The 12391-nt window shown below is 29.4% G+C and carries 8 protein-coding genes; 7 read left to right on the forward strand and 1 reads right to left on the reverse strand.

What is annotated here, in order from left to right; all coding sequences use genetic code 11:
- Positions 1 to 138 precede the first annotated feature (138 nt).
- Complete coding sequence (locus COL3_RS16170; protein ID WP_008425230.1) at positions 139 to 555, forward strand: hypothetical protein; 417 nt, start codon at positions 139 to 141, stop codon at positions 553 to 555.
- Between the two features lie 178 nt (positions 556 to 733).
- On the opposite strand, the gene COL3_RS16175 is transcribed toward COL3_RS16170, so the two are convergent.
- Positions 734 to 1969, reverse strand: coding sequence for an MFS transporter (locus COL3_RS16175; RefSeq protein ID WP_008425228.1), 1236 nt, complete (start codon positions 1967 to 1969; stop codon positions 734 to 736).
- A gap of 204 nt (positions 1970 to 2173) precedes the next feature.
- On the opposite strand from COL3_RS16175, the gene COL3_RS16180 reads away from it, so the two are divergent.
- From COL3_RS16180 to COL3_RS16205, 6 genes are all read left to right on the forward strand, one after another.
- Positions 2174 to 3628 (forward strand): MDR family MFS transporter, encoded by a 1455-nt coding sequence (locus COL3_RS16180; RefSeq protein ID WP_008425226.1) that lies wholly within the window; start codon positions 2174 to 2176, stop codon positions 3626 to 3628.
- A gap of 170 nt (positions 3629 to 3798) precedes the next feature.
- Positions 3799 to 4164, forward strand: a complete 366-nt coding sequence (locus tag COL3_RS16185) for a hypothetical protein (RefSeq protein WP_008425224.1) — start codon at positions 3799 to 3801, stop codon at positions 4162 to 4164.
- A 129-nt stretch (positions 4165 to 4293) separates the two neighbouring features.
- Positions 4294 to 5523, forward strand: coding sequence for an exonuclease SbcCD subunit D (locus COL3_RS16190; protein WP_008425223.1), 1230 nt, complete (start codon positions 4294 to 4296; stop codon positions 5521 to 5523).
- Positions 5498 to 8986, forward strand: coding sequence for an SMC family ATPase (locus tag COL3_RS16195; RefSeq protein WP_008425221.1), 3489 nt, complete (start codon positions 5498 to 5500; stop codon positions 8984 to 8986). Before COL3_RS16190 ends, COL3_RS16195 begins: the two co-directional genes overlap by 26 nt.
- A 253-nt stretch (positions 8987 to 9239) precedes the next feature.
- Complete coding sequence (locus COL3_RS16200) at positions 9240 to 10967, forward strand: phospho-sugar mutase (RefSeq protein WP_008425219.1); 1728 nt, start codon at positions 9240 to 9242, stop codon at positions 10965 to 10967.
- A 320-nt stretch (positions 10968 to 11287) separates the two neighbouring features.
- On the forward strand, positions 11288 to 12388 hold the full coding sequence (locus COL3_RS16205) for a tetratricopeptide repeat protein (protein WP_008425217.1): 1101 nt from the start codon (positions 11288 to 11290) through the stop codon (positions 12386 to 12388).
- Positions 12389 to 12391: the final 3 nt, after the last annotated feature.

Raw genomic sequence — 12391 nt, forward strand, 5'->3', positions numbered from 1 at the left:
ATTTATAGCTGAAGGTAGAAATTTTGCTTGTTATCCATAGATTGATATTGTTGTAAGGTTATGGTAGAATTTTAATTAAATAAGCAGTTTACAGTATTTTGTAGATTGTAAACTAATAATTTATTTAGGAGTGATAACATGATTTTAATTATTCTGGTCTTTGTAGTGGGAGTTATTACAATGTTTCCGCTAAAAAAATTAGCTCAGAAGATTTACAACGAAACTGGCTATAATGGAGTAAAAGGATTACCTAAATTTTTAACAATTTTATTTGGAATAATAAATATATTTTTAGCGTTTGTTTTAGATGTATCAATTGAAGAAAAGTACTATAGCTTTGCAGCAGCTTCAGTAGCAATGTTTCTATTATTAATTGGTGTGCTTACATTAGTAAGCAAGAAAGCTGGCTTAAAAAATGCTATTTTATTAGCAATTTTACAAACTATCAGCGGAGCAATTATGGTAGTATTATTATTTGTTCATCGTTGTTTTGGCGGGCTTTTATCCAGCAGCGTCATTGATATTTTATCAATAAATGAAAAACCTAGCAATTAAATAGGATGAGCTTTAAGAAAACAGAGTGGGTAATAATAAATAAAATAGGAATGAGTAATATATTTTTGTATAAAGTTTCATTGGAGACTAAACAAAAGTATATTACTCATTTTAGTAAGTTATATTATAGTAAAGCTTTCACTTTATTTATCAATATATAAAATAAAAATCTTATATTCTACTGAGCCGAATCAACTTCTTTATGAACTGAAATATTAAATATTAATGAGGTTAGCAGAGCACCAACTAGAAAAAGCAGACCCGCTGCAATATAAAGAATAGTTAATGAAAATTGACTTTTAAGCCAACCTGTAATTGACATAGTAATGACCATGAAGCCCATAAACATAGGATTTAACACCCCATTTACTCTTCCTACGAATTCCGCCTTTGTAAGTTGAAGAATTAATGTATTAATTCCAATTTGAATACAAGGCATAAAAAATCCAGTAAGAAATTGAAATAAAAGAATTATAGCCCAGCTTGACGATAATCCGATTCCAACCATAGAAATGGCATTTACTAAAAGCCCTATTCCTAGAAGTTTTTGAGGAGCTATTTTTTTCGATACGGTCATAATTAGGCCGCCTCCTATAAACATAGCTGCTCCATTCACCATAAGTAGTAATTGAAGGTTTTCTTTAGGAAGGCCTAGTCTTTCAACTATTATAAATACTCCAAGTGGCTGAATAATTCCAACAGCAAGACCTGCTGCAGCGAAAACTGTGCCTAGTATAGTGAGTGCTCTTTCCTGCCAAACATAACTAAAACCTTCTTTCAATTCTTCCAAGAAATTCGTAGTTAAATTTCCTTTTTCAATTTTCTGATCAGCTGGTAAAAAAGTTAATACTGAAGCAGAGAAAAAGAAAGCTATTCCCATGATTGATATAGCTATATCAATTCCTAATTTTTGATAAACAATGGTGCCTAAGGCTGGTCCTATAATCATAAAAATAGACAAAAGAGTTTGAAAAATAGCCATTCCAGTCTGCAAAAATTCTTCTGGTACATGAAGTTTAAATAATTTCATTGCAGAAGGCTGTGAAAACTGAGATAAAATAGATGAAATAAAAGTTACAAAAAATACAGCCTCCCAGGTTGCAAATATTATAGTAAGTAAAACTGCAAAAACTGAGACAGAACTTAACAGGTCACACCAAACCATTGTACGCTTAGGTCTCCATCTATCGGCAAAGGTTCCTCCTATAAATGAGAAAATAAATATGGGAGCAAACTCAGCAACTGAAATTAAAGAAACAGCAACTGGATTGTTATTTGTTTTATCCATTACAAATAATAATATAGCAAAATTACGAACCCATATTCCTATTTGTAAAAAAACAGAAGATATCATAATTACTTGAACAAAACGGTTTTTAAAAAAGGTAGATAGTGACATCGATGATTCTTTCATATAAACTCCTTTTAAACTGTTAATATTTTCATTGAATATTGCACTATAATACTATATCACAAATTAGAATTACATCAAGTTAAACTATTATAAAGATATTCTAAAGATATTCTTAAGTTGTATAAATAGTTTGCTATATATATAATTATATAGTCTAATTAATGAAGAAAATGTAGGAATTTTATAAGGAAGTGATTTTAGAAAATGAATTCAAGAAAGCGAAATATAGTAATAGCATTAATGGTAGCAATGTTTTTAGGAGCAGTTGAAGGAACAGTCGTAACTACAGCCATTCCAACAATAGTAAAGGATTTGCAGGGATTTGAAATTATAAGCTCAGTTTTTTCAGTATACTTGTTAACTTCTGCAATTTCTACACCGATATATGGTAAGCTATCAGACTTGTATGGAAGGAAAAATATGCTTTCAATTGGAATAGTAATATTTTTAGTTGGAAGTACTTTGTGCGGATTATCACAAAATATGTATATGTTAATTGGAGCTCGTGCAATTCAAGGGATTGGAGCGGGTGCAATATTTACAGTTACCTATACAATTGTTGGAGATGTATTTACTCTTGAGGAAAGGCCGAAGATTCAAGGAACGATAGGTACAGTGTGGGGGATTGCAAGCCTTGCAGGACCATTCTTAGGAGGAATATTAATTGATATGCTGTCTTGGCATTGGATATTTTTTATAAATCTTCCTTTTGGGATATTATCTGTTATACTTATTCAAAGAAATTTAGATGAAAATTTCGAGAAGAAAAAACATACCATAGATTTTGCCGGAATTATTACATTATCATTAGCAATGGTTATATTTTTAAACATTTTTTTATCAGGAGAAAGCATAACTTCAAGCTATAATATATTTATTTCATTATCTGTTGCAGCAACAGTTATATTATTGATGGCATTTTATAAGATCGAAAGGAAGGCAAAAGAGCCAATTATTCCTTTTGATATATTTACAAAGACAAGTACAATTGTTAACCTGATAAGTTTTTTAGTGTCAGCCGTATTAATAGGTGCAGATGTATATCTTCCAATATATATACAAAATGTACTTGGATATAGTGCTAAAATATCAGGATTAGCACTAGCTCCAATGTCAGCTTCGTGGCTTTTAGCTTCAGTATTTTTAGGAAGATATATTGGAAAGCACGGAGGAAAGATAATAATTTTAATATCCAATGTTATTGTGCTTATTAGTACAATTCTGCTTCCTACACTAGGAATAAATTCTCCATTATTATTAGTATTAATATATGTTTTTATAATGGGATTTGGGTTTGGCGGAGCTTTTACTACATTAACAATAGTTGTTCAAGAGTCTGTAGAGTATAACAAAAGAGGTGTTGCAATGGCCACTAATTCATTGCTTAGGACGTTAGGGCAGACAATAGGAGTCAGCGTATTTGGAAGTATATTTAATCTATATATAATTAAATACTTTACTAATCTAGGGATAAATGGAGTAGACCCAAGTAATTTATATAAAGCTTCGACATATAATACAACAGTAACTGTTGAGCAGATTAAACTTTCACTAAGCAGTTCTTTACATATCCTATTTACAATACTTATAGGTATATCTATCCTATCGTTAATTTTATCAATAATAATGCCTAAGATAAGTGGGAAGCTGGAAACTTGATAGGTAAAAAGTTTTGGCTTTGCTGCCTATTATTAATTTTATGTAAAGGCTATTTGTGTTAAAAGTATCAATTAGAAAGAAGCATTATAATACATTAGTGATAAATTTGTAGATAATTTAAGGAGATTTCATACTATATTTATTATAAAAATTCATTTAGGGGAAAAAGTATGAAAAAAAAATTATCAGCAGTAGTTATAGCAGTGGCTATGGTGTGTGGAATTCTAGTAGGGTGTGGACAGAGTTCTACAAAAAATGATGCACCAGCACCTGCTAAAACCGCAGATAGCGGAAAAGAAGGCACAGATAAAGCAAAAGAGAATATTGATACTGGAAAAGAAAATACTAATAAAACAAAAGAAGATATTGATAGCGGAAAAGAAAATAATGATAAAGAAAATGAAAACAGCGATACGTCTAAAGAAAATAAGAATAAAGCAAAAGGAGCCAATAATGGAGAGAAAAAAGGCACTTCATCCACTAATTATAGCGTGGGGTGTTCAAAAGTCATTTCGCTATTATTTTATTTGTGTTGACATGGTAACAATTTGGTAGAAAAAGTATTTTTAATTGCGGTATAATATTGTTATAAATAATTATAAGAAAAATTTCTAAAAATGAATTTAATTAGTATTCTTTATTTATACTGAGGGAGGTTGCTTGAGTTGAGAATATTACATACAGGTGATTGGCATCTAGGTAAGAATTTAGAAGGCATAAGCAGAATGGATGAGCAAGAAGAATTCTTAAATGATTTTGTTAAAATTGTAGAAGAGAATAATATAGATTTAGTTATGATTGCAGGAGACGTTTATGATAATTCAAACCCTCCAGCAAGAGCTGAAAAAATGTTTTATGATACCTTAAAGAGATTATCAAAAGATGGGGAGAGGCTTACTTTAGTTATATCAGGAAATCATGATAATCCTGACAGATTAGTGGCAGCAGGACCTTTGGCTCGTGATCATGGAATTATTATGGTTGGAACTCCAAAGACTATAGTTTCTTGTGGAGAATATGGAAAGCATAAGGTCTTAGATTCAGGAGAAGGCTTCGTAGAAATTCAAATAAATAATGAAAAAGCTGTTATATTAACAGTACCTTATCCAAGTGAGAAAAGATTAAATGAGGTAATTTATAATGGAATGGATGAGGAAGAAGAAAAAGTTAAATCATACAGCGATAGAATATTTTCTTTATTTAATTCACTAAAAAAGTATTATAGAGAAGACACGATTAATTTGGTAATATCTCATTTATTTGCCATGGGAAGTGAAGAAAGTGGCTCAGAAAGAAGCATTCAACTAGGGGGAACTTATATTGTTGACGGAAATTGCTTTCCAAAGGAGGCACAATATGTAGCCCTAGGACACGTACATAAACCACAAATAGTTCCAGGAACAGAAAGAAAAGCACGTTATTGTGGTTCACCAATTCATTATAATAAAAAAGAAATTAGTTTTACTAAGAAATGTTTTATAATTGATGTTAAGGCAAAGGAAGACTGCAACATAGAAGAGGTTGAATTAAAAGTATATAAACCTATTGAAATTTGGAAGTGTTCAAGCATTGAAGATGCTATCTTAAAGTGTGAGGAAAACAAAGAAAAAGATTGCTGGGTTTACCTCGAAATAAGTACTGATAGATATATTAGAGAAGATGAAATAAAGCAAATGAAGGACTTGAAAAGGGATATCCTAGAAATAATGCCGAAGGTAAAGGGTATAGATGAAGATATTGAGTTAAATATAAGTGAAAAGTCCTTTGAAGAAATTTTTAAGGAATTTTATCTTAAGGAAAGAGGAACACCTCCAGAGAGCGAAGTTGTAGAATTACTTTTATCAATTATAGATGAAGAAGGGGAAGAATATGAGACCAATCAAGTTGAGGATTAAAGGACTAAATAGCTTTATAGATGAACAGACTATAGACTTTGATAAATTAACAGATAGAGGTTTTTTTGGTATCTTCGGTCCAACAGGAAGTGGAAAATCAACTATATTGGATGGAATAACTTTAGCATTGTATGGAAATGTGGCTAGAAAAAGTTCTAACTATATAAATACTAATTGTGAAAGATTAAATGTTAATTTTGAATTCCAAATCTCAGGCACTGAAATCAGAAGATACACTATAGACAGAGAGTTTAGAAGAAAAAAAGATGGCGGAATAAGCTCTGGAAAATGTAAAATAGTTGATATAACAGATGTAAAGGAAGAGGTTTTAGCTGATGGAGTTAAGACTATAAATAAAAAGGTTGAGGAAATATTAGGTCTTAACTTAGATGACTTTTCAAGAACTGTTGTACTGCCTCAAGGTAAGTTTAGTGAATTTTTAAAGCTTGAGGGAAAAGACAGAAGAGATATGCTTGAAAGATTATTTAATCTTCAACAGTTTGGGGATAATTTATCAAGAAAGCTTAATGCAAAGATAAGTAAAGAAAAAACTGATAATAGTGTGCTGCTTGGTCAGTTAAGTGGATATAGTGATGTAAGTGAAGAAAAATTAAAAGAAAAAGAAGAAGTGCTAGAAGCATTAAGAAGCAATTTAGATGCTTTAAAAAGTGAATTAGATGCTGCCCAAAAGAATTATAAAGAAAATGAGGAAATATGGAAGTTACAGCTTGATTTAGTAGAATATAAAAACAAAGAAAAGGAACTGAAAGAAAGAGAAGAAGAAATAAGAAATCATATAGAAAAAATAAATTTAGGGGAGGCTGGAGCAAAGGTCTTACCATATATAAATGCCTATGAGAATACCATAAAAGAGTTTAATGAAAATGAAACTGAATTAGAGAAACTAAAGTCAGCAATTGATAGAATAAAAGAAGAAAAGGAAAACATAGAAAAGCTATGGAGCATGGCTAAAAATAATAAAGAAAACAAATTACCTCAGTTAATGTTACAAGAGCAAAAAGTAAAAGATGCAATGGAAGAGAAAAAATTATTAGAACTCATTCAAATAAATATAGATAAATTAAAATCACAAATTGAAATAACTTCAAAAAAGTGTGAAGAAAGCCAAAGTGAACTTTTAAAAATAGATACAGAAATTAAAGCTAGAAATACCCAAATTAAAGAAGATGAAAAAGTTTATAATGAATTAAAAATTGATGAAGCTTTGAAAGAAAAAGTTCAAGAAGGAATAGTTTCAGAAGAAAAGCTGGTTAATTTAAGTTTAATCATTACTAGAGAAAAAGAAAAAAAGGCTTTTATTGAAAAAGAAAATGTTGAAACAATATCGCAAGGTAAGGCATTAAGAGAAATAGTAGATAAAGAAGTTAAAGAATTAGAAAATAAAGAAGGTCAATATGACTATTTGATAAAAAATCCACCAGGAGATCAAAAAGACTTAGTTAACTTAAAGCAAATTATGGTTGAATGTGAGCAGAGATATAAAATTTTTAACAGGCTGATAAATGAAATAGATTCTTCTAAAAAAGAAATAGAAAAATTGAATTCTGAAATTAATAGTAAAAAAGATGAAGAAAAGAAGCACGAAGAAGAGTTAGAAAAGCTGAAGAATAGTGTGAAAGAAATTATGAGAGAAAACTTGGCTCATACTCTTAGAGTTGAACTTATAGAGGGGGAGGAATGCCCAGTATGTGGTTCTACTCATCATGTTAAAGAAAATATAGCTTCAAGTATTGTAGATCTTAAGCCTATTGAAAATGAAATCAAAAATAAAGAGAATTTTATAAAAGTAATTAGTAGCAAAATAATTGAAAATGAAACTAAGGTAAAGAATTACAATGATAAAATAAAAAATAATGAAGAAGAAATACGCACCTTAGGTATCTCCAGTGAAGATAAGTCTTTAGAAAAACTGCAGGAGGAATTTCTTAATTTAGAAAAAGTTTTAGACACATATGCAAAAAATAAAGAGAATTTAGAAAAAGATATCAGTAAATTAAGAAATGAAGTCAGCATTAGAAATGGGGAAATAAACGAACTGAGAGCTGTAGTAAGAACTAATCAAAGGCAGCTTGAAGAATTAGAAAAAAGCATTAATGATCATGGTGCAGAGTTTAATAATATAAAAAGCAGGGTGGATTTATTAAAAGCAGAAACTTTAGTAGAAAATTTCATCAAAAAAAATGATGAAATAAAACAAATTGAGAAGAAAAGAGAAGAGTTAGCTAAAGCAGTTAAATTAAATAGGGATTCAGTTGAAAAACTCGAAAAGCAAAAAGAACAATTAAGTAATGAACTTATTTTAGCGAAAGAAACTCTTACTAAAGATAAAGCGGATTTACTAAGTAATGAAAAAAATAAAGAAGAAAAATTACAATCCATAAGAAATAAAGTTAATGATGAGGCAGACTTAAATATGCTTCTTGATGAAATTCAAAAGAATATACACATTATAAATGAAGAGTTTGAAAAACTTGAAAATAGCAAAAGTAAAATTGAAGTAGAATTTACTGAAAGTAATGAGAAACTTATATGTGCAATTAGTAAATATAAAGAATTAAGTAAAAGAAAAAATGAAGAAGAAGCACAATTGGAAGTTGCAATTGATAGTGAGGGCTTTAGATCTTTGCAGGATGTTAAGAATAATCTAATTGAAAAAGAAAAAATTAGTGAATATAAGGCAAGGGTGGAAGCTTACAAAGATAATGTATCAAAGGTTAAGGGTGCAATTGAAAGTTTACAGAGTAAAATTAATGGTAAAGAAATAACAGAAGAGCAGTATATAGAAGTAAAATTACTGAGGGATCAAAAAGAAAAAGAAGTTAGTGATGCTAATGAAACAAAAATTAAAATTGAGGAAGAGTTAAAAAATATAAAAACTAAACTGGAAGAGCAAAAAGATCTCTTGGAAAAGAAAGCGAAACTTGAACATAAATTAGCTTTACTTAGTGATTTAGAAAAGTTATTTAAAGGAAAAAAATTCGTAGAATTTGTAGCTGTTAATAAATTAAAATATATTTCTATTGAGGCGTCTAAGAGATTAAAAGAAATAACTCATGGAAATTATGGTTTAGAAGTCGATGAAGATGGTAAATTTATAATTAGAGATTATAAAAATGGTGGAGCTAGAAGAGATGCAACAACCTTATCAGGAGGTGAAACCTTCCTAGCATCATTATCATTGGCTTTAGCGTTATCAGCTCAAATCCAATTAAAAGGAACAGCACCTTTAGAATTATTTTTCTTGGATGAAGGTTTTGGAACCCTAGATGATGAATTATTGGAAGTTGTTATGAATTCCTTGGAAAGAATTCATAATGAAAAAATGAAGGTGGGAATTATCAGTCATGTGGAAACTATAAAAAACAGAGTCCCAGTAAAGCTAATGATTACACCGGCAGAATGTGGTATGGGTGGAAGTAAAGTTAAAATTGAAAGAAATTAATAAAATTTTATAGGAATTTCATCCAAAATTATTATATAAAAAAGCATAAATGTTGTATTATGTGACAATTAATGAAAAAAGCTATTTTTTGGTTTGTATATGTGCATAATATTATAATAAAATAAATATGCGGAAAATTTAATTCATTTAATATATATTTAAAACTAATCTATTATAATAATATAAAACTGTTTTTTAATAGCGGTAAATATTGTATAATGGAAAAGAGAAAAACATGGAGAGGGGACTAAAAATGAATTACAAAGAAAAGTATAACACTTGGATTAATTCTGACATTATTAATGAGGAAACAAAAAATGAATTGAGAGCTATATCTGATGAAAAGGAAATTGAAGATAGATTTTATCAAGATTTAGACTTCGGAACTGGTGGTTTAAGGGGCGTAATAGGCGCTGGAAGTAATAGAATGAACATATACACTGTTGCAAAGGCTACACAAGGATTTGCAAACTATTTAAATGAAAACTTTAAAGATCCTTCTGTTGCAATAGCATATGATTCAAGAAATATGTCTAAAGAATTTGCAAAGGCAGCTGCGCTTAATTTATGCGCAAATAACATAAAAGTATATTTATATGAAAGCTTAAGACCAACACCAGTATTATCTTACACAGTTAGAGAATTAAAATGCAGTGGTGGTATAGTTGTTACTGCGTCTCACAACCCTAAAATATACAATGGTTATAAAGTTTATGATGAATTTGGTGGGCAAGTAACAGATGAGAAAGCAAATATAATCATTGATAGAGTTAATGCTGTAGATGATTTTTCAAAAATCAAAGATATGGATGAAAGCCTTGCTTTAGAAAAAGGTTTATTAATCTATATTGGAGAAGATGTAGATAAACTTTATTATGAAAAAGTTAAGGGATTAACAATAAGAACTGATTTAGTTAAAGAAAAAGCTAGTAATTTAAATGTTATATATACTCCAATACATGGTTCAGGAAATGTTCCAGTAAGAGCTGTATTAGAGCAATTAGGATATAGCAATGTTAAAGTGGTTAAGGAACAGGAAGCTCCAGATGGAAATTTCCCAACAGCATCTTACCCTAACCCAGAAAACCCAGATGTATTTGAATTGGCAATGAAAATGGCTGAAACAGAAAATCCTGATATAATCTTTGGAACAGACCCAGATTGTGATAGAATAGGTCTTGTTGTTAAAGACAGTGCTGGCGAATATAAAGTATTAACTGGTAACCAAACTGGTTTACTTTTAACTCATTATGTATTAAGCTCATTAAAGGAAACTAATAAGTTACCTCAAAATGGTGTTGTAATTAAGACTATAGTTACAACTGAAGGTGCTAGAAGTATTGCTGAAGACTTTGATATTGAGCTTATGGATGTATTAACAGGATTTAAATACATTGGTGAAAAAATAAGAGAATTCGAAGATGCAGGAAATAAGACTTATCTATTTGGATTCGAAGAAAGTTACGGATATCTTGCAGGAAACTTTGTTCGTGATAAAGATGCAGTAATTGCTTCCATGTTAGTGTGTGAAATGTGCCTTTACTATAAGGAACAAGGAAAGAGCCTTTATGATGCATTAATAGAATTATATGAAAAGTATGGATACTTTAAAGAAACTTTAGTATCTTTAGAGTTAAAAGGAAAAGAAGGTCAAGAAAAAATTGCTAATTGCATAGAAGGATTAAGAAATGATCCAATAAGCAAAGTAGATACTGTTAAAATTGTTACAAGACTAGATTATAAGTTAAGTGTTGAAGAAAATACTGTAAATAATACTAAAACTACTATTGACTTACCTAAGTCTAATGTATTAAAGTACATCTTAGAGGATGGTTCATATTTCGTAGTAAGACCATCAGGAACAGAGCCAAAGATGAAAATTTATTTAGCAGTAAAGAGTAACAGTTTAGAAAATGCAGAAAAAGATATTGCATCATTCAAAGAAAAAGTAATGGAAATAATTAACGCAAAGCTAAACTAAATTTCTAAGGTAAAACACACTAAATAACAAGTTTAAGATTAATTTGTTAGTTTTTGAGTGTATTGTAATTGCTATCATCTTTTAGGTGGTAGCAATTTTGCTAGTTAACAGTTAACAGTGAACAATTAACAGTTAAGGAACAAAGTCCTGCGGACTTTGAAATAATTGGTAGTTATTAAAGAAAGCTTAAGCTTCCTTAATTGATTGTTTAGTGTTAAATGTTAACTATAAATTATAGTTAACTATAATTTATAAAGAAAATCTAATAAAAACTGTTAACTGTTACCTGCTAACTGTTAACTGCTTTCCAGGGGTGTAGTATGAATAATTACAAGACAATGTATAAAGATAAACTAAGTAAATTATTATTTTTAGAAATTAATAAAGAAGGTTTTAAACGAAATCTTAATATACCAAGTGATGTAGAATTTAAAAATGATGATTTATATATGCCTATAAGTGCTGAATATGTCGTAAGCAATGTAAATGATGAAATAAAGTTAAGTAATTTACCTATATATTATTTTGTTGAAGGTATGTTTATTACTTTTGGTGCAGATAAAAATGTAAGATATATTGATGATTATGGAATAATTCTTTCTTATATTCCAGATGCAGAAGAGTGCGTAAAAAGTCTTATTGCAGATAGGATAAAGAAAGATAGATTAGAAGATGCTTATGTTTTACTAAAAGGATACTATAGATATACAAAAGAAGAAGATATACTAGTAAAACTATTATCTGTAGGAGAAACAATAAGAGAAAAAGATTCAAGCTTTGCTGAATTAATGTTAGAGGATATTGATGAATGCAAAGAAAAATTTGAAAAATCACCAGAACCTTATCTCTACAATTCTTTAATACTTAAAGATAATGGTGATTATAAAGGTGCAGAAGTGGAAATAAATGAATACATAAATAAAGGTGGAAAAAGAACACCTGAAATTGAACAAATAATAACCGATATTACTAATGTAAGTCATTTTGAAAAAGCTGTTGAATGTTTAAAGGATGAACCTAAAAAGGCAATTGATTTATTACTTCCATTAGGTGAAGAGTTTAAAGAAAATCCTTTAGTTTATTATTATTTAGGAGTTGCCTATAGAAGAATTGAAAACTACAATAAAGCTATTTATTACTTAAGCAAGAGTCTTGAAATTGAATCTGGAAGTCTTGAGACAGTAAATGAGCTTGGAATGAACTATGCATGTATTGGAGAGTATGAAGAGGCGATAAAATATTTTAGAAAAGCCTTTGAAGCATCTAAAGAAGTAGAGATTTGTACGAATATTGTAATGTGTTATATTAACCTAGGGGATAAAGAGCAGGCAAAACTTCATCTAGATATTGCTAAAAAGCTGGCTCCAGAGGATGAAATTGTTATAGAAATAGATCAAATGCTAAATAGAGTTGATAAATAGGAG

Origin of the sequence: Clostridium sp. LS (genome assembly GCF_002760435.1) — a bacterium.
Lineage (GTDB): Bacteria > Bacillota > Clostridia > Clostridiales > Clostridiaceae > Clostridium.

Excerpts from the sequence above, each read along its gene's own strand:
- COL3_RS16170 (WP_008425230.1), top strand. The coding sequence starts at position 139 with ATGATTTTAATTATTCTGGTCTTTGTAGTGGGAGTTATTACAATGTTT.
- COL3_RS16175 (WP_008425228.1), bottom strand. The coding sequence starts at position 1,969 with ATGAAAGAATCATCGATGTCACTATCTACCTTTTTTAAAAACCGTTTT.
- COL3_RS16195 (WP_008425221.1), top strand. The coding sequence starts at position 5,498 with ATGAGACCAATCAAGTTGAGGATTAAAGGACTAAATAGCTTTATAGAT.
- COL3_RS16185 (WP_008425224.1), top strand. The coding sequence starts at position 3,799 with ATGAAAAAAAAATTATCAGCAGTAGTTATAGCAGTGGCTATGGTGTGT.
- COL3_RS16200 (WP_008425219.1), top strand. The coding sequence starts at position 9,240 with ATGAATTACAAAGAAAAGTATAACACTTGGATTAATTCTGACATTATT.
- COL3_RS16205 (WP_008425217.1), top strand. The coding sequence starts at position 11,288 with ATGAATAATTACAAGACAATGTATAAAGATAAACTAAGTAAATTATTA.
- COL3_RS16180 (WP_008425226.1), top strand. The coding sequence starts at position 2,174 with ATGAATTCAAGAAAGCGAAATATAGTAATAGCATTAATGGTAGCAATG.